General features: G+C 65.5%; 18 protein-coding genes. 8 read left to right on the top strand and 10 right to left on the bottom strand.

Features of this window, described 5'->3' with window-relative positions; translation table 11 throughout:
• Positions 1-205 precede the first annotated feature (205 nt).
• Positions 206-2,380 (top strand): putative bifunctional diguanylate cyclase/phosphodiesterase, encoded by a 2,175-nt coding sequence (locus QHG62_RS20750; RefSeq protein WP_281147560.1) that lies wholly within the window; start codon positions 206-208, stop codon positions 2,378-2,380.
• Positions 2,381-2,570: 190 nt separating this feature from the next.
• The gene (locus QHG62_RS20745) at positions 2,571-4,175 is read left to right on the top strand and encodes a diguanylate cyclase (protein ID WP_281147559.1); all 1,605 of its coding nucleotides are present in this window, start codon (positions 2,571-2,573) and stop codon (positions 4,173-4,175) included.
• A 248-nt stretch (positions 4,176-4,423) separates the two neighbouring features.
• Here QHG62_RS20745 and QHG62_RS20740 read toward each other — a convergent pair whose 3' ends face one another.
• Positions 4,424-4,756 carry a hypothetical protein gene (locus tag QHG62_RS20740; protein WP_281147558.1) on the bottom strand — a complete coding sequence of 111 codons (333 nt, stop codon included), beginning with the start codon at positions 4,754-4,756 and terminating at the stop codon, positions 4,424-4,426.
• 637 nt (positions 4,757-5,393) lie between these two features.
• Between QHG62_RS20740 and QHG62_RS20735 the strand changes: the two genes are divergently transcribed.
• A complete protein-coding gene (locus tag QHG62_RS20735) occupies positions 5,394-5,804 on the top strand; it encodes a hypothetical protein (protein ID WP_281147557.1) in 411 nt (136 codons plus the stop codon).
• Positions 5,805-5,911: 107 nt separating this feature from the next.
• Positions 5,912-6,214: a hypothetical protein gene (locus QHG62_RS20730; RefSeq protein ID WP_281147556.1), complete on the top strand. Its 303-nt coding sequence runs from the start codon at positions 5,912-5,914 to the stop codon at positions 6,212-6,214.
• 151 nt (positions 6,215-6,365) lie between these two features.
• Here the strand turns inward: QHG62_RS20730 and QHG62_RS20725 are convergent, their stop codons facing one another.
• From QHG62_RS20725 to QHG62_RS20715, 3 genes are all read right to left on the bottom strand, one after another.
• Positions 6,366-7,073, bottom strand: coding sequence for a Crp/Fnr family transcriptional regulator (locus tag QHG62_RS20725; protein WP_281147555.1), 708 nt, complete (start codon positions 7,071-7,073; stop codon positions 6,366-6,368).
• Positions 7,074-7,211: 138 nt separating this feature from the next.
• Positions 7,212-7,952 carry a Crp/Fnr family transcriptional regulator gene (locus QHG62_RS20720; RefSeq protein ID WP_281147554.1) on the bottom strand — a complete coding sequence of 247 codons (741 nt, stop codon included), beginning with the start codon at positions 7,950-7,952 and terminating at the stop codon, positions 7,212-7,214.
• A gap of 1,011 nt (positions 7,953-8,963) precedes the next feature.
• Positions 8,964-9,692 (bottom strand): glutathione S-transferase family protein, encoded by a 729-nt coding sequence (locus QHG62_RS20715; RefSeq protein ID WP_281147553.1) that lies wholly within the window; start codon positions 9,690-9,692, stop codon positions 8,964-8,966.
• Between the two features lie 99 nt (positions 9,693-9,791).
• Between QHG62_RS20715 and QHG62_RS20710 the strand changes: the two genes are divergently transcribed.
• Entirely contained in the window at positions 9,792-10,688 is an 897-nt protein-coding gene (locus tag QHG62_RS20710; protein ID WP_281147552.1) for a LysR substrate-binding domain-containing protein, read from the top strand.
• Positions 10,689-10,984: 296 nt separating this feature from the next.
• Here QHG62_RS20710 and QHG62_RS20705 read toward each other — a convergent pair whose 3' ends face one another.
• The gene (locus tag QHG62_RS20705; protein WP_281147551.1) at positions 10,985-11,119 is read right to left on the bottom strand and encodes a hypothetical protein; all 135 of its coding nucleotides are present in this window, start codon (positions 11,117-11,119) and stop codon (positions 10,985-10,987) included.
• Positions 11,120-11,303: 184 nt separating this feature from the next.
• Here QHG62_RS20705 and QHG62_RS20700 point away from each other — a divergent pair, with 184 nt between their 5' ends.
• The gene (locus tag QHG62_RS20700) at positions 11,304-11,744 is read left to right on the top strand and encodes a hypothetical protein (RefSeq protein ID WP_281147550.1); all 441 of its coding nucleotides are present in this window, start codon (positions 11,304-11,306) and stop codon (positions 11,742-11,744) included.
• Positions 11,745-12,013: 269 nt separating this feature from the next.
• Here the strand turns inward: QHG62_RS20700 and QHG62_RS20695 are convergent, their stop codons facing one another.
• A complete protein-coding gene (locus QHG62_RS20695; RefSeq protein ID WP_281147549.1) occupies positions 12,014-12,289 on the bottom strand; it encodes a hypothetical protein in 276 nt (91 codons plus the stop codon).
• A 465-nt stretch (positions 12,290-12,754) separates the two neighbouring features.
• On the opposite strand from QHG62_RS20695, the gene QHG62_RS20690 reads away from it, so the two are divergent.
• The gene (locus tag QHG62_RS20690) at positions 12,755-13,132 is read left to right on the top strand and encodes a hypothetical protein (protein WP_281147548.1); all 378 of its coding nucleotides are present in this window, start codon (positions 12,755-12,757) and stop codon (positions 13,130-13,132) included.
• Positions 13,133-13,490: 358 nt separating this feature from the next.
• On the top strand, positions 13,491-13,763 hold the full coding sequence (locus tag QHG62_RS20685) for a hypothetical protein (protein WP_281147547.1): 273 nt from the start codon (positions 13,491-13,493) through the stop codon (positions 13,761-13,763).
• An 850-nt stretch (positions 13,764-14,613) separates the two neighbouring features.
• Here QHG62_RS20685 and pgaD read toward each other — a convergent pair.
• From pgaD to pgaA, 4 genes are all read right to left on the bottom strand, one after another.
• A complete protein-coding gene (gene pgaD, locus QHG62_RS20680; RefSeq protein WP_281147546.1) occupies positions 14,614-15,198 on the bottom strand; it encodes a poly-beta-1,6-N-acetyl-D-glucosamine biosynthesis protein PgaD in 585 nt (194 codons plus the stop codon).
• The gene (gene pgaC, locus QHG62_RS20675) at positions 15,188-16,465 is read right to left on the bottom strand and encodes a poly-beta-1,6-N-acetyl-D-glucosamine synthase (protein ID WP_281147545.1); all 1,278 of its coding nucleotides are present in this window, start codon (positions 16,463-16,465) and stop codon (positions 15,188-15,190) included. The genes pgaD and pgaC overlap by 11 nt, the downstream gene beginning before the upstream one ends.
• Positions 16,462-18,363, bottom strand: a complete 1,902-nt coding sequence (gene pgaB, locus QHG62_RS20670) for a poly-beta-1,6-N-acetyl-D-glucosamine N-deacetylase PgaB (RefSeq protein ID WP_281147544.1) — start codon at positions 18,361-18,363, stop codon at positions 16,462-16,464. Before pgaB ends, pgaC begins: the two co-directional genes overlap by 4 nt.
• A gap of 151 nt (positions 18,364-18,514) precedes the next feature.
• Complete coding sequence (pgaA, locus tag QHG62_RS20665) at positions 18,515-21,112, bottom strand: poly-beta-1,6 N-acetyl-D-glucosamine export porin PgaA (protein ID WP_281147543.1); 2,598 nt, start codon at positions 21,110-21,112, stop codon at positions 18,515-18,517.
• Positions 21,113-21,475: the final 363 nt, after the last annotated feature.

The raw sequence follows: 21,475 nt of genomic DNA, 5'->3' as shown, positions 1-21,475 counted from the left end.
ACGGAGCCGGCGAGGACAGAAGCTGGTCGGGCGTGCTCGGCGTGACAGCGCCAGCGTTGCGAGATGAGCTGGTTGTCGCAGGCGACGAAGGCGGCAGAGTCCGGGCCTTCCTCACCAAAGATCCTCAGCCGGGCAAGGCAGTGGCTGCGCCATGCGCCAGTGCGATGATGGGTGGCGTCAGGGTCAAACTGGGAGCAGGTCCGCTTTGAACACTGGGTCCACGGACATTGCGCCTGCGGGAAAAAGCCGAAGCCTGCAGTTCGAGCTTGTGTTCAGTTTCGGCGTTGTCGTCACCTTGGTGGTCGCGTTGGGCCTGGCGTTCTATGTCAGCTTGCAGCGCTCCGCAGCCGGCATCGCCAAGTCATCGGTCAGCGAGAACAGCATGGCGAACCTGAGTCTGCGAAGCTCGTTGGAGATGTACAAGACACGGGCTGCCGAAAGCGACGTGCTGCGATCCGTCGGCCCCCTGGGAACGGGCTTGGCAACCGAGCGCGCCCTGTCGAAGATGCAAGCGCATCTGCGCAACCTGCGAGGACACCTCGCGAGCCTACGCTCGCTCTCGGCCGATCCGCGAAGCCGGCATCAGGTTCAACAGCTGGAGCTTCTGCTGCAGCAGTACGAAGACGGATTTCTCGCATTCGTCGGGATGCATGACCGGGGGCCCGACTCAGACGCCAGGCATCACCCGCGCCAATCCTATGTGACTGCGGCGGTCGCCATCGAATCGGCGCTGGAGCATCTGCACGCCGCCGCGACCGAGCACGAGTTTCAGGCGCGAAACGAAGTGGAAGGCGCGGCACGCCTCGCGCGGTGGCCCGCGGTGGCCGTGGTCCTGTTGGCCGCGCTTCTGGCCATGGCTGTCGCAACGATTGTCTGTCGGCGCATCATGTCCTCAATCGGCGCGATCGCCGCTTTCTCCCGGCGCGTCGCATCGGGAGACTTCAGCGCGCGCATTGCGGACAACCGACCGGACGAATTCGGCATCCTTGCGCGCTCCATGAACCAAATGGCCGAGTACATCGAGAGATCCAATGTGCTTTTGGCCAGCAGCGCCGACACCTTGAAGCACCAGACCAGCCACGATGCGCTGACGCGTCTTCCGAATCGCGCATTGCTGGAAGACCGCCTGCGACAGGCCATTTCCTATGCGGATCAATATGGTCGATTGATGACGTTGGTGTTCATCGACCTTGATGGCTTTCAATTGATCAACGACAGCCTGGGCCACAGGGCGGGGGACGAATTGCTGAAGATCATGGCCGAACGCTTGAGCGGCTGCCTGCGCAGCGTCGACACGCTCGCGCGGACGGGCGGCGACGAATTCGCAATCGTTCTGTACGACCAGCCGGGGGACGGGACAGAGATCATGCCGGCGCTGCAAGGACTGCTGGAGGCGATTGCGCGGCCGGTCCAGGTCGGTGGCCAAGGGGTCCAGCTCACGGGCAGCCTGGGCGTGGTCGTCTATCCTGCGGACGGGACGGACGCCGATGCCTTGCTCATGAACGCGGATGCCGCGATGTACCGCGCCAAGGCCGCCGGCCGCAACAACTTCCAGTTCTATGCGGCCGGGATGAGCGGCACGATCCGGGAAAAGCTCGCCCTGCGTGAAGAGTTGCGCCACGCCGTCGAACGCGGCGAGTTCCACCTCGAATATCAGCCTCAGGTCGAGATGGGATCGGGTCAGGTGATCGGCGTGGAGGCGTTGATCCGGTGGCAGCACCCAAAGCGCGGCTTGGTGTCGCCGGCGGACTTCATCCCGCTGGCGGAAGAGGCGCGGCTCATCGTTCCCATCGGCGAATGGGTGCTGCGCACGGCCCGCTTCCAGAACAAGGCCTGGCAGGAGGCCGGGTTGCCCGCCTTCAGCGTCTCGGTCAATGTGTCCGCCCGGCAGTTCAAGGAGCGGACCTTGATCGAACAGATCGCGCGGGCGCTCAAGGATAGTGGGCTCGAGGCCCGCTTTCTTGAACTGGAGCTGACCGAAAGCATGGTCATGGAAGACCTGGAGAAGGCCCTGGAGTCGATGCAGGCCTTGCGCGCGACGGGCGTTCAGTTCTCGATCGACGATTTCGGAACCGGCTACTCAAGCCTGAGTGCGCTCAAGCGCTTTCCGATCGCCAGGATGAAGATCGACCGCGCCTTCGTGCGCGACATTCCCGGCGACGAAGAGGACAAAGCCATCGCCAAGGCCATCATTTCACTGGGGCATGAGCTCAATCTCAAGGTCATCGCCGAAGGCGTCGAAACCGAGGAACAGCTGGAATTCCTGCGCGCCCATGGCTGCGATGAAATGCAGGGCTACCTGTTCAGCCCGCCCGTGCCGCCCACCGAACTGCCCGCGTTGATTGAACGCGCCCTCGTGTCGCACAAGGACGCGCAATGACCGCGGCAACGTGGAGTGGTTGGGGCTGCGCCCGCCTGTTCCAGGCACGCCATGCTGGTGCAGAAGATCTGCGCTCGATGCAGGCAGCCGAAGGCGCGAGCAAAGCCCCGCCGTGGTGCGATGATCAGCGCGCCCGTGCGCGGGGAGGTAGAGCCCAGCGTTCGATGTTCTTTGTGGCGTCAGACCTTCGATGAAAAAAGCTTCCTCTCCCGATTCGAAGGAGCCTGCTCAGGCCGCATCCATCGGCCCACGGCCCGTAGCCGACCCGGGCTCCGTCGCCCGAAAAACGGATCTCCAAAGAAGTCGCGTCATTTACGGAACGACCTCGTTTGTCGTGTTCGTGTGCGTGGCACTGCTGGTGATGAACGCATGGCTGGTCGTTCGCGCGCGCACGGCGGAAAACGAGCAGATCGCGCGGGCCAATACCAACCTGGCGCGCGCGGTCAGCCAGCAGATCGACAGCACCGTGGCCCTGGCCGAGCACATCATCTCGGGCATTGTCTTCGAGCTCGAGCGCACGGACATCACGCCCGACGCGCTGCAGCGCCTTCAACCGGTCCTGGTGAACCATGCTTCCGAGATCCAGGCCATCAAGGGGCTTTTCATCTATGACGAGCAAGGCCGCTGGCTGGTCTACTCGGAAGCATCTCCGGCCGGAACGAAAAACAACTCGGACCGCGAGTATTTCATTCACCATCGAAACAACCCGAGCGCACGCACGCTGATCAGCGGCCCTATCGTGAGCCGCTCTTCGGGCGAATGGGTGATCCCGGTGTCCCGGAGGATCAACGACCCGGACGGAAATTTTGCCGGTGTCGTACTGGTCACGCTCAGCGTCAAGCATCTGCTCAACGTCCTGGATCGCTTCCAGATCGGCGAGCAAGGCGCGATCGCGCTGTTCGGGCCGGACCAACTCCTGGTTCGCCGGCCCTTCCGGGAGGCCGACATGAACAGGCGCAACAAGGAGTCGCCGTTCCATCAGATCTTCCAGGCTTCGCGCTCGGGCACCGTCGAAGGAAGATCGGCGATCGACGGCGTGACGCGGATCATCAGCTTCGAGCACCTCCTCGACTATCCGCTCTTCGTGACGGTAGCTGTCGGCAAGGGTGAGGCTTTGCAGGAGTGGAAGTCTGCGTCGATCTATCAAACAACGTGGGTGGTCCTCTTGTGCTTGATCGTCGCGGTATCAGGACGCTACCTGATCCGATCGATGCGCAGACGACTGGTGGCCGAGCTGAATCTGCGAAGCGCCCGCGACGCCCTGACCGAGGCCAATGAACGCCTGGAGCATCTTGCCCAGGAAGACGGGCTCACGGGCCTGGCCAACCGCCGCTACTTCGATGCGCGCTTGGTCTTCAACTTCCAACAGGCACTGGAAAGCCAGACGCCGCTGGCGGTGGTCATGGTCGATGTCGACGAATTCAAGAAGTACAACGACCTGTACGGCCATCTGGAAGGCGATGAGTGCCTGCAGCGGATCGCCCTGGCACTGCGCACGGCGGTGCTGCGCTCGACCGATCTCGTCGCGCGCTACGGGGGCGAGGAAATGGTTCTGCTATTGCCTGGAACAGACGCTGAAGGTGCGCTCGAGGTTGCGCAGCGGGCAAGGCAGGCCGTTATCGATTTGCACATTCCCCACGCGGCGGCAGTGCTGGGTACCGTGTCCATCAGCCTCGGCGCGGCGGCCTGGGTTCCGCAGCCTGGCAGCACGCCGTTCGAGCTATTGAAAGCCGCGGATGAAGCGCTCTACCGTGCCAAAGAAGCAGGGCGCAATACGGTCAAAGTGCACGATTGACTCGCCCCCGAGGGTCATCCATGGCGCGTGCGCATGGACAGGCCCGGGGCGTCCAAGTTCCGAATGGGGCCGCACGTGGCGAGGAAGCGCGGCGCGAGGTCGACAGGCGCGCTCGGGCAAGCTCGATCCTGTGCCGACGATTCTTGAGCGGACGTCGTGTTTCCAGAACCTGCTCGGCTGTGGAAAGCAATGTCACGTCTTCGCCTCAACAGCGACGGCGTAAAGTCCGAGCGTTCGACCCCCTCTCCTCAGTAAATCACCGTCACCCTCGTCGCGCGGTGGGCGTCACCCGTCAGTAGGGCGCCTTGCGGCAAAGCGCCGCGGCTGGTGGACGGCGTCGCATCGATCTGGACGCGCCAGGCCGGGCCGAGGCTGTCATGGCGCTCGGCATTGGTGCGGGCCACTGTGAAGGACGCTTCTCCGATCTTGTCGAAGCGGTATTCGCGCCCTCCGATGAGCACCGATTTCATGTTGGTCCAGACGCGGTATGCGTGGCCGCTCTTCATCGGCGTGACCTCGAGCACCTTGAAGGTCGGAAGAACCACCCTCATGACCTGGAACCGGTGCTGGGAACTGCTCATGGCAGGCATTGGCTCGGCAGCATGGGTCGGGGCTGGCCACATCGGCATGGCCAGGAGCATGCCAAGGACCGCGAGCGGTGATGCTGCTCGCGGTGGGCGCGAGCCGATCGCGCCCGCAGGGGACATGTTTGCGGACATAGGAACTTGCCTCCGCCAACCCCGTTAGGCGCATCACGTCGATGCTCCCGCGTGTTTGTCGTCAGGCTACTCCGAAAACGAATGCAGTCAAACAATCAATGGCGTTGCCGCGCAGGCCTGCGCAGCGCAGCGCCTGGAAAGCGCGACCTTGTCTTCGGTGAGAACGCTCCGCCCGATTCGCTGGGCCATCAGCCGGGGCTGGGATCAGCATTCGATGCGAGCCAACACGATGGGAGCGGACAGTCGCTGATCCCGGCATTGCGCACACGGCAAGGTGCGGGGGCCGCGGGGAGACGAGATCACCGGGCGCGCAGCAAGCCGCCTGCCGCGACAACGGGCAAGGGCCCTTGCATGGCGACCCAGCAAGGCAAGTCGGCGCTCCGCTCCTGACGCACCCAGCAGGCAATCGGACGTGCTATGTGAGTCTCCGCACAGACGCCGTCGGCGCAGGGCACTAGAAGCAAGAGTCTGGCTTGGCGCCGCGCTCTCCTTGGACCCCATGATCTACTCTGCACACACTGGATTGCCTCATCATCTCGCACCCCAGCCGCTGTCTGGGGAAATCCCGCTGGTCCTTCGCCGCGACGAACTCGACGACTGGGCCGAACTCCTGAAGGCACTCACCGCCCGGTTGCGGGCGGCAGCGAGCGAGGAGCTCGCGGACGTGTCGAGCGATGGCGCATCCCGCCTGAGGCACGTGGTGCTGGAATGCGCGGGCGATCTCGACATCCTCTTTGGGGCACTTCGCGCGGGAAGCATGCCTCACCCGTTGCGCGTCGCAGGCGCGCTGCGGGTGATCACGGATCCGGGCCTGCCGTTGGAGTACAGGCCGTCATATACGTCGATCGAGGTGAAAGCCACGCCGTGGTGGGAAAAGCGCCCGGCCGTTTTCTCCAGGATCTTCAGTTGAAAGCACGCACCATGGCCGCTGACCCGTCCCCCGCGCAGGCTGGGTTATCGCCGAGGCGGTCGGATCGTGAGAAACCTGCGCCGGGGATCTCTCCAAAGGGACTTGCGATGGACACCCAGCTGCTGATGCGCTTGGATCGCATGGCGCCGCCACGGCTCCTGATCCTGTCGGCCGATGTCGCTGCGGCCAAGCGGCTGGTCGAGGGCGGACTGATCGAGGCGACCCTGCAGGCGAGAACCGACAACCAAGTGCTGATGCTGCACGCCATGTACGTTCTACGGATCACGCCGCGCGGGCTGTCGGCCGTTGCGCAGGAGAAAGTCCGGTGGCGCCACGGCGGGCATCGCGCCACGACCGTGCCGCCTGCCATTGAAGCATCTTCTGCGCCCCGCCTCAAGAGACCCTCGTAAGGCAAGCCCTCTGCTGCGGCTGCGGCTGCGGCTGCGGCTGCGGATTTTGCGCGCGGGCCGGTCTTTGCGGGCTTCGAGCCGACTCGGCGCCATCTCTTGTTTCGGCGGTGGTCGCATCGGCGAAGAGCCGCCGTGCGACTGCCGTCACATGTCAGAGGACCAATTCCGCATAGCTGCGCCGGTTGGCGCGATAGCAGTCGCATGCGGCGTTTTCCAGCCCCGGGCGATCCGTGATGGTGATGACGCCGCGGCGGTAGTCGATCAGGTGCCGCGCATGCAGTGCCGTGGCCGCGTTGGTGATGCCGACCCTGCGAACGCCCAGCATCCGGCCCAGCACTTCGTGCGTGAGTGCCAGATGCGCCGAGTGCGCGCAATCCTGTGTCGTGAGGAGCCACCGCGCGAGACGCTCTTCGATCTGGTGGAACTGGTGGCACAGGCCCAAGCGGCCGAACTCCGTAAGCAGCGCGCACACGTAGCGATGGAGCACGCGCTTCAGCGGAGGACTTGCAAGCAGTTCCTGCTCGAGCGCCTGCGCAGTGAGCCGCCATGCGAGGCCGGAGCCCTGGACCAGCGTGCGCAGCGGGGAACGCTGCACGCCCAGCGACAGCTCGTGGCCCACAGCACCTTCGCTGCCCACCATGCCTGTCTGCAGGCCGTCGTGACCATCGGCCGTCGACACCAGCGATACGAATGCGCTCGTTGGAAAGTGGATGTGTAGCATGGCGTCGCCAGGTTCGTACAGGACCTGCGGCGCAGTCAACTCCACGCTGTCGCAGCGCGCCAGCAGGTGTGCCCGGTCGGCAGGCGGCAGCGCCTCGAGCAATCGATTGAGCGCCGGAGCGGCCGAGTCTGAAGTCACGCCACCGCCCTTGAAAAAAGGAAAAGCCAGAGGTGCCCGGGCGGGTCCGCGCTGGCGCCCGCATTGTGGCCGACAGAGCTGCTGCGCTATGTGCGCCTGCGCACCCAGCAGCAGCCGAAAGTGCGCGAACGCGCCAACTCAGGGGACCGGCCGGTGCGGCAGCAGCCGGTCCGTCTCGCGCTTGACGACTTGGTAGCACTCGCACACCTGACGTTCGAGCCCGGGTCGATCGAGCACGGTGATATGCCCGCGCGCGTACTTGATCAGGTTCAGCCGTTGCAGTTTGCCCGCCGCCTCCGTCACCCCCTCGCGCCGCACGCCGAGCATGTTGGCAATGAGCTCCTGCGTCATCACCAGTTCGCTGCCCGGCAGGCGATCCAGACTCAGGAGCAGCCAGCGACACAGTTGCTGCTCCAGTGAGTGGTGCCGGTTGCAGACGGCGGTTTGCGACATCTGCGTGATCAGCGACTGCGTGTAGCGCAGCAAAAGCTGCAGCAGCGGACCGCCCTGCTGGGTCATGTCCTTGATGTGAGCTGCGCTGAGCCGGAACGCCTGGCCCGCGCTTTGCACGACCGCGCGATTGGGCGTGCTACCTCCACCCATCAGCAGCGACACGCCGACCATGCCTTCGAAGCCGACCACCGCGATCTCGGCAGATTGCCCATTCTCCAGCACGTACAGCAACGAGACGATGCATCCGGTCGGGAAATACACGTGCTCCTGGACGACGCCCGACTCATAGAGCACCTCCCCGAGACGCAGTGTCACCAGCTCCAGAAACGGCTCCATCCGGGCCATCACCTCGGGAGGAATGGCAGCGAGCAGACCATTGCGCGCGGCAGCCGCTGGCAACGAAGACGAACGCTCAGGCAGGACCATGGCAGGGAGCCGCTTCCAAAGTTTTCATGATTCTGCGGCCAGTGTCATAGCGTCTGTACGGTGGCGCACCAACCGAGGTACTTTATTTTTGACGCCACGGTGCGCTGGCGCACAGTGGCGCTCGGTTTTTCTGACTAGCGTGGCCTATGAATCCCGCCCCTGACAGAAAGACCCTAATGCCGCTTTCGTTCTTGTACAGACTGAAACACGTGCAACTCCCGGTTCGGGTTGTCGAGCCAGAAGAGATTCGGCACGTCTCGGTGCTATTGGCTACCGGCCTCATCGAGGCCGAGATCATGACCCTCAGCTCGTTCACCCCCTACGTCCCGCCTCGCTTGGCCACAGTGACGTGTATCACCCAGGCTGGGCATGCCGAGCTGGCGGAGATGAGCGAGATGGCGGCACCTGTAAGAACCTCGATGCAATTCAGCCGCGGTTTCCGGTTGATGTAACTTGGCCTCTTGTCGGCAGGCCGAGAGCTCAAATGCAGGAACATCCCGGCGAGTTTTCCACCGTTGCGGTGGATCAATATGGCGGAATGCTTTTCTTTCCGCCGTGAAAAGTTTCATCGAACCCTCAGCGACACCCCGAAGAGACTGATCATGAGACGAGGTTCGCCGCCGCCGGCCCAATGGATTGCTGAAACCGCGGATGTTCCGGCTCCTCGAACGCTGGTAGCGAGAATTCGGCAAGGTTCACGAGCGTCGATTCGAAGCGCCCATGAGCCTGCGCGAACTCATGAGCCCGCTCGGCGATCGCCGGTCCGACGCGGCCCGGCCGCTTCGGGGCTAAAAGCGTAAGTCGAGCTTTTCCTGAAGGCGGACGTTCGAGCTGAAGGTCTGGAACGGGACACCGAGACCCAACTGGAAAACGCCCGAAGGGGACACTCAGGACGCAACCTTTGCGATGAGCTGATTCCAGGCGTCGGCTTCGCGAGGTGTTGTGCGGAGGATAGAACATGGTCTTGCATGTCACCTGCAGAGTGGCTTGCGAGACCTCTTTTCAAGCGTCTCAGGCCGCCAAGGCACGGCTTGCATTGCGGAGCACGTCTTCGAGCGGAACAAGTCCCTTCATAGCGCCGTTGCCGCCACCCGGCTTGCCGTCTTCGACCGCCAGTGCAAAGCGAAACGCAGGATCGGCTTCGATGCGCTGGCGCAGCGCGCGAATGCGCGGATAGTCGCGCGGTTCGATCGCCTGGTGGAAGTCCGCCCAACGCGCCACGCCGGCGAACACGGCGTCCGCCAGCGTTGGCTCGTTGCCGAGCAGATAGTCGCTGTCGCCGATCATCGCCTCCAGCTGTTCATGTCGCAGGGCAACGAAGCTGCGACCGAACTTGCGCAGGGTTTCTTTCTCGCCTTCGGTGGCGTCCGCCGCTTCCAGTGCCACCCACATGGGATAGAAGGCGCCGGTGAAGCCGGTGTTGAGGAAAGCCAGATACTGGTGCATCCGATCAGCCTGCGGTGTGCCGGGCTCGAAGCTGATGCGGCGCTCGGTATCGCGTCCCTCCAGCCACAAGGCGATCGCGATCGTCTCGGTGAGCACGCGGCCTTCGTCGGTGATCAGCACAGGGGTTTCCACCCTGCCGTTCAGGCGTTTGTAGGCTTCCGTGCGCATCTCGCCCAGCATGTCCACGCGGGTCAAGCGGTAGGGCTGGCCGAGCCATTCAAACGCGGTGACGAGCCCTGCCGAGCTGCCGAGCGGGAAGCCAGAGGTGAAGATGGGTTCAGAGGTCGCTTTCATTTCATTTCTCCGTTATCGGTGGATTTGAAATGTACAAACGTGAACTTTGATCGAAAAGATGGGTAAATTGATACTCAATGTCCACATGAGTAGACGTCGATGCTGAACCTTAACGACTTGCACTTCTTCGCTCAGGCGGTCGACAGCGGCGGCTTCGCCGCAGCCGCCCGGCGTCTCGGCTGCCCAAAATCGACCATCAGCAAGCGTGTCGCGGCTTTGGAATCCACGCTTCGCGTGCAGTTGCTTCATCGCAGCTCGCGCAACTTCACGCTGACCGAGGTGGGACGCGATGTGTACGACCACGCCCGTGCGGTGATGATCGAGGCGGAGGCGGCCGAAGCAGTGGTGCATCGGCGACTGGCGGAACCGAGCGGCACGGTGCGAATCACCACGTCAGTGCCCACCGCGCAGTTTCACCTCGCGGATCGCTTGCCCATTCTCGCTTGGCAGTATCCGAAGCTGCGTATCCAGTTGCATGTCTCCGACCGCTTCGTTGACCTGGTGCAGGAGGGCTTCGACCTCGCCATCCGCAGTCATTTCGCGGCGCTGCCGGATTCCGACCTGGTGCAGCGCCGCATGAATGAGGAGCCGCTGACGCTGGTGGCGGCGCCGTCCTATGTCGCCATGCGAGGCGAGCCGCCAACGCCGGAGGCCTTGAGCGATCACCACGCACTGATGACCAACGCGACGACGAAGCACTGGCGCTTGAGCGATGTGAATGGCCGCGCGGTGGACGTTGCGCCTCGGACGCAGTTCTGTGCCGATGAATCCGTGGCATTGTTAAAGGCAGCGGAAGCGGGTCTCGGCATTGTCTGCCTGCCGGAAGCCATCTCGGCGAAAGCAGTCAGGGAGAGACGGTTGGTGCGCGTGTTACCGGCATGGACCGCTGGTAGCGTGATGACGACGATCCTGACACCGCACAAGCGTGGGCAACTTCCCGCCGTGCGCGCGGTGATTGACTTCCTGACGCAGAAGGATGCAATCCCTCCGCATTAGCGTCGGCACCATCCCATTCCAGCGCTCCAAGGTCCGACTCTGGCGCGGAGCAGATCGTTCGCGTTCTCGTTGCTGCCACGTCGCAAGGGCGGCGTGGTGCATAGCCGCGAGCTGGAGAACTGCGTTCTCTCGTGAGCTGGCGTTTCCGTTGATGACGATTTCAGGGCCGGCTTAAGCGCAGCAAACACGCGACAGCGGAGCATTCAACGAATTCGCCACGAAGATCGCGATCCGCGTTTGCACGGGAGCGATACCCAGAACTTCGCCGCAGCTTCCGATGCGCGCCGTGGCCCGATTCAGTAGGCAGTGATCTTCGCGTCGACGACGACCTTTTTCCAGCGCGCCAGATCGCTCTTGATGAGCGATGCGAACTGCGCCGACGTTCCCGTGCGAACGATCCGACCTTGCTTCGCGAGGGCTGTCAACCACATCTGGCGAGTGAAGGGAACGCTGGGTATGGGCTGCGGGCGTCGCTCAACAGCATCCGGTTGGCTCGCAATAGGTGTTTCCGCGGCCATCACCTACACGCGATCCCTATACGCCCCCACGTGATGGCGCGCACGACCTCGCCCCAATACCTGCTGCACAACCGCTTTGCTCTTTTGAAAGGCAGCCATGGCAGACGACACAAAGACAGCTTCCCAACTTGCCGAAGAGGCTCGCCAGGTCGCACATGACGCATCGACGGCGGCGGGCGGCCTCGCGGGCGAGGCGAAGACGATCGCCACGGATGCAGCCCAAGCGTTGCGGACAAGCGCCATGGATGCAAAGGCGACCGCTGGCGAGGCCTTCGACACCGTTCGGGGGATCGCGGCGGACGCGGCAGACGTGGCCTCGGACGCTGCCAGCACGGGCAGGGCCTACGCCCGAGAGGCCGTCAACGAGGCCGGGAAAACCATGGCGAGCCTCAGGGAGCATGCAGATGATTGGCAGGCCTCCTGTGTGAAGCGGATCGCGGACGAACCGGTCAAAGCGGTACTGATCGCCGCGGCAGGCGGCGCGTTGCTCGCCGGCTTGCTGCTGGCTTTCAACCATTCCGGGCGGCGCGGGGACTGAACGCCGCATGGTCCAACCGATGGACCCGCCGTGAAGGTCGCGTGCGCGGGGGAAGCGGAGTCGTAATCACCCGGACGTGGTGCTGACGCCTGCCACCGTTCGGGGTGGTCGCTGGGCTGATTTGCCAGCGCGAAAAACACGCGGGTGTCACGTCCGACCGTGTATTCCGGACCTCGGCGATGCCTAGTGACCGGCAGGAGCTGCACTGCACCATTGAACCTTCAAACCTGGAGGCGTGGCGATGGGCTTGATGCAAGGCGACTGAGAACTCACATCAGCCGCAATCCATTGGAAAACTGCATCGTGGTCTTGGCCAGTTCGGGCCGCTTTCCAAGCTTCGCGATCTCGGCCCGCCCCTCATCGGTAATGGCGATCACCGTCGCCATGCGTGGTGCGGCGTATAAGCCGGTGGGCTCGAGCCCCGAGATCTCAGCCACGATGAGGCCCGTGGCAAGGAGCACCGAGACATGTCGAATCTCCTCGGGTTGGACCACCCGCACGGGAAGTTCTGTCTGAAGAAGCCTCATCAGAAATAAGAGCGGCATTCATTTCCCCTTTGATCGCCTTGCCGAGCCCAAAGGCCGAGCCTTTGTCCGAAAGCGCTTGTATGCACAGGTGGTGTGCTTTTGGTGCCTTTTGGCTTACGGATTGTGTATGTGAAGACATCACATTAAGTCGAACTGCCTCTTTGGTACGTTTCCGAATCGCGAACTCTGACGTAGGCGTGCGCCCCGAGTGCCGGGTCTTGCGCGGCGAACGCGCGAGGCGGCCCCTTGCATCTGGTATCGCCTACCCGGGCGTCTTTATCGGAGAATGCTCGAACACGTGTTTGGGGAAACGTCGGTAGTGCGCATCCTTTGACAGGATGTCGGCCCCGGCGACGCGCCCTGGGCTGACGAGCGCTGTCCGGCATGCAATGGCGCCGAAGAGCTCGCCATCTTCTACATCGAAGACGATGATGGCTAGCGATGTGATGTTGCGAAGCGGCCGAATCCACTGTTTGGAGCGATGTGTCGAACCCCAACTTCCCGGTGGTGCATATAACGATCAGCGCGTCGGGGTCGGCCGCTGCCATCATCACCGGCAAGGCGGCCGGTTTGCTGGCTGCGGCCATCGACGCGGGCAACCATCTGGATCTCAATGTGACCGTGTGGATCGAGGTGACTCAACCGCGTATGCCGCTGTTTGTTGCTGAGGCGTTCGACAGGCTTGCGGGGTATGGCGCTGCCATCGTGCTCACCCACGCCACATGGGATGGAATACTTTGCTCGCACCCGCCGGGAAGGCAGCTGCCGAGGACTTTCCTCGAACGGCTCGCCAAGGCCAGCAGGACTGGCAAGGTGTGGCATCCCATCGCGCACAGGGCTGTGCTTGGCATCGACATCTGAGGCGTCTGTTCTCCAGCGCCGGGGCGAAGTCCGCGATGGCCGTTCACCGGAACGCGCATACCGCCAAATCACGCGTCTCCATCGCGCATGGCAGGCGTGGCACAGCGCCAGCCGCCGGCCGCACGTGGGCTGTCAGGACCGGCCTTGCTGCGGCCCGAAACATCGGTCGTCGAACCTCGGGCGTCTCAGGGCAAACCCCGCACGGATCGACGGCGCGGCGACATCGAGGATCGACACCACGGCCATGCATACGGGAATCTCCCCACAGGGATTCATCGAAACTTCGCCGCCGCCTTACCCGTCCTTCACAGTCCGGCCTCAGTATCGGAGCTCCTGAATACGACTCAAAGGAGTTGCAATGAAGAAGCTTTCCCTTGCATTCGGTGCTGCAGCCTTGCTGGCGCTGTCCGCGCTCAGTGCGCCCGCGCAGGCGCAGCCGCATCCTGGAGACCGCGGTTACCGGCCACACGTGGTCGTGGTGGCCCCGCCGCCGCCGCGCCACGTGACACGCCATCGCTATGACCACCGGCACGACCGCCGCGCCGACTACCGTCATGCGCGTCGGGACAGCGACCGCGACGGCGTCCCTGACCGCTATGACCGTCGCCCCCACAATCCCTACCGCCGCTGAGCGGGGCGTCTTCCCGCCGCATTCCTGCGCAGCTGCTTGCGCGCAAAGCGCCCAAGGCTGAGCGCACTGCGCGTTGTCGCCGTGCGAACGCGCCAGCCTCTGGCGGCAGGGCCCCGTCACCTTGAGGCACACCAGCGATGTGCCCCTTCGCGCCACAGGTGCGCATTCCTGGGCACGCCGCTGACTTGGCCGTGGGACGGCATGTGTCTGGATCGCGAACGCAGCGCTTTCGCGTAGGTTCCCTCCGACAACGAGCGGGGCCCGCCGCGCACAGCAGGGGTCCGGGGCAGGCGCCAAATGGCCACCCGCTTCAAGGAGACACGGCATGACCGCACTCACTCACGCGCTGGCGGCAGCTTGCCTGGCGCTCGGATCCTTCGCTTCCTCGGCCCAGACGCCGGCCCCGGGGGCACCACCCACCCATCCTGCCGTCGGCGGCGATGCAACATCGACGCCGAGCCCGACCACGCCTCCGACGCACCCGGCCGGTGGCACCAGCGCTGCCACGCCGGAGGCTGCACGCCAACAGAGCCCGTCGGGGGGCGGCTCTGACGGCTCTGGAGCTGCGAGCGGCCATCCAAAGCCGGCTGCCCAAGGCGCCGCCGAACGCAGCCGTACACGCCCTGATCGGAAGGCCAGCGACAGCAGGTCGACGCCTCCGGCCGCGGAACCGAAGTAGGCCAGCCGCGCCGAATGTCCGGGCCGTAGATGGCCGCCGGCCGGGGCCGGCAGGTGGACGCCAGCGCCGGGTCAGATCGCCGGGCTTCTCGTTTTCGAGGGACGTGTGCTGCGCAGCCGCGCGCGTTTTTCGCCGCACGGCGGCGGGGACCACATGCTCTGTGGGATCGGATCAGCGCGCGGTGCGCGGTCGACGCGGCGCGGGCTCCAGCAGGCCCGGCGTCGTGTCTTGCGCATCATGCAGCTGACCGTGAAGATCGTGCTGCACCAGCAGCTGCCGCGCCCGCTGCCAGGCGGACAGGCGCGCAGGAGGCACGGAAATGTACGACGCCAGGGCGAACAGCGACGAATGCTCCTGGTCCGGCGGTGCACCACGCCGGTGTTGCATCCGCCGCAGTGGTGCGATGGCCAGCATCGAGGCGAGGATCGCGCCGATGACGATGGCGTAAAGGCCCAGCAGCTGCAGCACCTCGGGTTGCGAGCGTGCGCCGAGCACGTACGGCCAGGCATACCAGATGGCACAGAACCAGATCCCCATGTTCACCGCCGGTCGCAGAACGCGCAGCCACAGGTACATGGCCAGTGTTCGCTGGGGCGAGCGGCCGGTGCCGAAGGCGCGCAGCGGGATGCGCGCGGCGTCGATGATCGGTTCTTCTCCGGCGGGCTGGCCCCAGGAGCGGCGCCGCACGGGCGGAGCGGTGTCGCAGCTGGTGTCCGTGTGGGTGGCTTGCGGGTGTCGGTTGGATTCAGGGTGCATTGGAAACTCCTCGGTCAGGGCTTGTCCACACCGCGCGTTTGCCGCGGCGGCGCAACAGAGCCTTAGGTAAGGCGACCACCGTGGCCGCCATCGTGATGGTCCAGAAGGCGATCGGGTACCAGATCGTTCCGACGAAATAGCGCATCAGGTCCCGGTCGTAACGACGGTCGATCCACAGGCTCAGCAGCATCTGCAGGATGCAAGTCATCGCAAGCAAGGTGCCTTGCCAGTGAGGCAGCAGCGCCGAATGCCATGCCGATCCGGCGGGCAGGAGAGGGCGCAGAACGCCGATGATCAGCACGAGTGCCATGGCATAGGCCCACGCCACGCTGACCATGTACTCGGCGTAGATCAGCCACATGCGCCAGTGGCGCGGCCGCAGGATGCGCGTGGTGTAGCGCAGCATGGTCTGGATGCCACCGAGGGCCCAGCGCTCGCGCTGGTGCCAGAGCCCGCGCAGCGTCTCGGGCATGAGGATCCAGCACAGCGCGCGTGGCTCGAATCGCAGCTGCCAGCCAGCGAGCTGGAGCTTCCAGCTCATGTCGATGTCCTCGGTCATCACATCGGGACTCCAGAAGCCGACGTCGATCACCGCGCGACGGCGGAACATCGCGATCACACCCGAGACGGTGAACAAGGTGCCCACCAGTTGCTGCGAGCGCTTGATGAGGCCGATGATCGACGAGAACTCGCCGACCTGCATGCGTCCGAGCAGCGAGGTGCGCGTGCGGATGCGCGGATTGCCGGTCACGGCGCCGATGCGCTCGGACGCCAGCATGGGCTTGAGCATCCACGCGATGGCGTTGGCGTCCACCAGCGCGTCGCCGTCGATCCCGAGAATGTATTCCCCGCGCGCGAGTTGGCAGGCGGTGTTCAGGCCCACGGCCTTGCCTTGGTTGCTCGTGTTGTGAATCACCCGCAGCCGGCTGTACTCCGCGGTCATGGCATCGAGCAGGTCGCCCGTGCCGTCGGTGCTGCCGTCGTTGACCGCGATCACCTCGAAGTTCGGATAGCGCGTACGCATCAGCTGCTCGATCACCTCGCGCAGGTGCGGCGCCTCGTTGAAGCAGGGCACGACCACCGTGACCAGGGGTTGTGATGGAAGCGTCTGCAGCGGATCGGCGTCGACGTCTCGCTGGCGCTCGAAGAACCAGGCGTGCGACAACCCACCCGCCATCCACACGTACGCCATGAAGAACGGGTAGTAGAAGACGAAGCCGAACAGCAGCGATGGCAGCGCCTGCGAAAGGGCGTGGAAGGTGTTCATGGCGAGCGGCTCTCAGGCGCAGTGGTGGCTGCGGGGGATATCGCGGGAATCGGCAGTGCGCGCCACAGCAGGGTGCGCACCGAGATCGCGCGGCGCACGACCTCCAGCGACGGCTGGTTGTTGAGGAAGTCGTCCGGGTAGTAGCCCAGGTGCCTCACGCCCATGCGATGCAGCAGCGCCCACTGGCGCGAGAGTTCTTCGTCGGCCACCGGTTTTCCGGTGCGCCAGTCACGTGCCTGTAGCTCGAAGACGGTGCCATCCAGGCCGCGCGGCGTGCCGGCCACTCGGCGCGCCAGGCGCGCAAGCCAGGCGTTCGCATCGTCCTCGCGCTCCATGCGGGGCATGGCCATCAAGGCCACGTAGTCGTAGGCCGCGAGCGAAGCCTCGTAGCTCTGTGCGAACCACTGCTCCGCCGCGCGGTCGAGCACCGGCCGCGCATAGAGGTTGCGCGCGGTTTCGAGGCCCGCCCGCCAGGCCCCCGTGCGCGCGGCGAGCTCTTGGGTGAATTCCGTCAGGTGGCGCGTCTTTGCGTCCGTCCATTGCGCCATCAACGCCGGATCGGCCCGGATGGCGGCCACATCGGCCGGCAGTCCCCAGCGGCCATAGGCCGCGAGCGCGAAGGGGCTCGCGTCCTCGTCGTCCGAGAGCGTCGCGTCGTCATGGAACAGGAGGCCCTCAAAGAAGGCATGGCGTCCCAGGTCTTCGTAGATGTCGCCCACGAGCGCGCGCACCGCCGGATCGAAGGGCGACAGCCGGTGGTAGCGGTCCGGCGGAGCGCTGCCGTTCGCGGTACGCACCGTGTGCATCGCCAGCGGGTGGGATGTCGGCAGGCGAAACGCCATGACCGGCATCCATGCGTAGACCTTCACGCCGGCGCGGCTGCGCAACTGCCAGGCCGCGCGGCCGAAGAGGTCGGCGCGTACCGGAAGGTGGCGGTTCGGAAAGTAGAGCGCATCGGCCACGCCGTCGCCGTCGGGATCGGCATAGGCCTGCAGGAACACGGCGCGCGGCCGCACGGCCGCCACGCGGTCGATCAATGCCGAAAGATTGCGTTCCTGCTGCGCCGGGTCGGTGTCGTAGACATGGTCAAGGTCCACGTGCATGACGCGGTTGATCGGCCGCAGTTCGCCGCCGACCGGGCTGCGCAGCAGCCGGGCGTAATCGGGGGCTTCGTTGTCGTAGGCCGCGAGCGCGCGGCGGATCCGAGACAACGGCACCGAGGGCGCGTTCGGCCCGTCGTCGAGCGTGAAGGTCACCGGCATGCCTGCCCGTTCGGCGGCCTTCAGTGCCGCGGCGTTGTAGGCGCCATACGGCCAGACCATGGCGCGCACTTTGGCGCCGGTGCGCGCCTCGATGATCTCCCGGCTGCGGTTGAGGTCCGACTCGATGCGCTGCACGTAGGTGGCGTCGTCCTCATAGCGCGCCGTGGCGGGGTCGTAGCGATGGGTGGCCGCCGACGGCAGCATGCTGCCCTGGGGATTGGCCTGCACGCCTGTGTGCAGGGCGTCGCTGTGGCTCGCGAGCTCGACCAGGCCGGAGCGCGCCATTTCCGCGGCCTCGCGCCAGCGCAGGAAGTCGCTGCGGGGCACAGGCTTGTCGCCGTAGGCGACGTTGCCGTCCTCCGGTACCTCGAGCCAGCTTGTCACCAACGCCAGCAGCGCCGGATATTTGAAGCGCTGCAGCAGCGGGAAGACCTGGGTATAGGCGCTGCGGTAGCCATCATCGAAGGTCAGCAGCACGGGTTTGGAAGGCAGGGGTTTGCCGTCGGCGCGCGCATCGATCACCTGCTGCAGGCTGATCGGGTGGTAGTCGTTGTGTTGAAGCCAGGCGAACACCTCGGCCAGCGTGCGCTCGTCGATGGCGGTTTCGTCGGGTGAGTTTTCGAAGCTCGCGCGCACGTTGCCCGCACGTCGTGAAAGGAGAGCACGCGAAAGCTCATGCCGTCATCGGGGTCGGCGAGCGGCAGCGGCTGCGCCTGGCCCGGCAGCGCAAGGCCCAGCAGCAGCCAGGCAGCGGCGAGGCGCAGGAAGGGGAGGAGGTGGGTTCGCATCACGGCAGGGGCATCGAAAGGTTCATGAAGACGCTGCGCTGTCGTTCGCGCACACCGTCGTAGGGATGGCCGGAAATGCCCAGCCCGTATCGCAGGGTCAGCTTCGGGCCCAGGAGCCATTTGTGTTCGTAGCGCAGGGACCAGAGCGGACCGGCCCCGAAGCCGGCTTGGTGATAGCGCCCGCCGCTGGCCTCGACGGCCTGAAAGAACTGCCGGTCGTCGCGTTTCCAGTGGAGCCATTGCGCGCGCACGGTCAGCTCGGTGCTGGCGTCTCGCGATGGGCTGAAGTACGGCACCGCCTGCTGGCGGCTGTGGCTGGTGCCGCCACCGAGTCGCGTCTCGAGTTGGAAGCGCGGTGTGCTGACCCAGCGTTCGCGCCAGGTGAGATCGAGGGCGTTGCGCAGATTGCCGTCGCTGAAGTCGAGCCGCCGCCATTGCACATCGAAGCGGCGCGCCTCGTTGACGACATGGCCGATGGTGGCGCCGGTCTCGCGGGCGCCGATACCGGCGACGCGCGCCTTCCACGGCAATTCCTTGCTGTCGCCATCGAAAGTGGCCGAGAGCCGCCATGCGTCTGCCGCGCGGTAGTCGATGCGCCCGGCCGCGCTGGATCGGTAGGGTCCGGCGTTCGAACCTTGCACGGTACCTTCCGCCAGCCAGGGGCCCCGCTGCCAGTTCAGGCCGAGGCCGCTGCGCGCCCATCGGGCATTGCCGATCGAGGTATCCCCGCGCCCGAGCGACTGGTCGTAGAACACGCGCCATTCGTCGTCGATCAGGCCCGAGCTGAGCCGGCTGTCGATGCGCCATTCGCGATCTGCGATGGCGCCGCCGCCCGTCGAGCCCTCGGCATCGACATCAAGCCGGGAGCCGGTGGTCGCGCGTCGTGTGCGGCCCAGCTCGCGCACTTGCGCCGTGTCCGGCGCGTCTGCTTCGAGCGACGCGGCGCGGCGGCGGGCTTCGGCAAACTCGCCCGCGTCGAGCAGCGCCTCGACATGGCCGGTGCGCGCGCCGATGTCCAGCGGGTGGTCGGCGGCCAGCGCCTCGAAGCGTGCGAGCGCCGCTTCGGGATGGTCGCGCAACCGTTCGGCCTGTGCAGCGCCGGCGGCGAATTCGGAATTGAGGGGCGCTTCGCCGGTCAACAGGGCAAAGCGCTGTTGCGCGAGCGCGTGCCGGTCGCCGTAGAGCAGCAGCATGCCGCGCATGCCGTTCATGTCGGTGTACTGGTCATTGGGGCGGCCGACTTCGGGCGCGAGCCGCATCAGCGCCGGCGTGGCGGCTTCGATTCGCGTCAGCAGCGCGTCGGCTTCTTCGAAGCGCCCAGTGTCGAGGTAGGCATAGGCCAGCCCCAGATAGATCGGATCGGGCATCGGCAGGCTCGCGTTCCCCGCGGCGACGGCCGCTTCGAACAACGGCACGGCCTCGGACGAGCGGCGTTCTTCCGCGAATGCGCGCGCCGCCGCGCCGAGCGCGTACGGCGGGAGACTGGCGCCGCGGGCGCGCAGCATCTCGTACTGCGCGATGGCATCGGCAGGGCGGCCACGCTCGACGAGTGCCAGCAGGCGATCGGACTCCAGGCGCAGGCGAAGCGCGCGCCATGCGTCGGTGTCCATCGGTTCGGCACGCAGCGCCGATGCATCCAGCACGGTCAGCGCGCCTTGCTGTCGTGCGAGCACCTTGTCGAGCGCGGCCACGCGGGCAGGGCCCACGAGTTCGTCGCGTTCGCGCACGGCCCAGCGCAACTGCTGGGCGAGGGCCTGTTGCTGCACCGTCGACAACGCCAGCGCAGAGAAAGTGCCAGGGCGTGCCTGCTCGGCCGCTTCGGCGTCCTTGAAAGCGGGCGACGCCGCGCCATTCGATGCGAGCAGGAACGCCGCTTCGCGGTGCGCATCGCGGCTTGCGGGCTGCAGTGCGGCGATCTCGGTGTATGCCAAGCTCGCCTCCAGCGGGTGCCCTTCGGCACGCGCGATGGCCGCATGCAGTTCGAGCAATGCGACACGCTCGGCGGTTTCCGTGGGCGCGGGTTCGGCAAGCGCACGATGGATGGCTCGGGCCTCGGCGGTGTCCCCGCTGTCGAGGCGCCAGAAGCCCTCATGGATCCGCGGATCCCGCGCATCGGGCAGGCGGGCGCGCCAGACCGCAACGGTCTCGCCTTGCAGCGCAAGGTCTTGCGCGCGGCGTGCGGCTCCCGCCAATGGCCCCAGGGCGTAGCTGTTCACTCTGGCGGGCGATCGCTCGCGACCGAGGGCCGCCGCATCGGCGAACTGGCCCGCGTCCACGGCGAGCACGACCGCGTCGGAAACCATGCGTTGGCGTTCGGCGTCGCTGAGGGGCATGGCGAGCCACGCCTTCAATTGCGCGAATGCCCGAGCGGCCGTGATGCGTCCCGCCCGTTGCGCGCCAATCAGCGCGTCGTGTTGCCGGGCGTCGTAGGACGCGTGGCTGCGATCGGCGGCCGCCGGCGCGGCGATGCCTCCCGGATTGGCCAGCGCCGCTGAGGCGCCGAATGCCAGGATGCAAACGAGGGGAGATAGGACTCGCGCCGTCTGTGCGAGATGGCGAGGCAAGGCGTCGGGCTGTGCTGAATTGCACGCGGCCACGACCCTGCCTCCATCAATTTTGTGGAATCGCACTCTGCTCCCTTGGATGGCACCGCTGCGCAGCGAGTCGCCAGGGCAGAAGCGAACGTTCGGGCACAACTGGGTGCCGGAACGTTAAAAAAGCGGACTCTACGGGGATTTGTTAACAAAAGGCCCAGCGATGACAAAGATGTGGCCGCAGCGTGACCTGGTGCGCAAAAAGCGGCCCATCGCGGTGTTGGGCCGCACGAAAGGCCCTCCGAAGGGCTCGCAACGCGTGTCAGCCGATGCGGTCATCGGAAGCAGGCCCTTGTCCGACGCTTGCAAACGGGGGGAGGACCTAACTTAAGTACTCCCGCTTCCTCTGCGGGACCTCAGTGCGCC

The organism is Variovorax paradoxus, from assembly GCF_029919115.1.
Taxonomy (GTDB): Bacteria; Pseudomonadota; Gammaproteobacteria; order Burkholderiales; family Burkholderiaceae_C; genus Variovorax; species Variovorax paradoxus_O.
The sequence above is the reverse complement of the archived record's forward strand: the minus strand, read 5'-3'. Positions and strand labels throughout refer to the sequence as shown.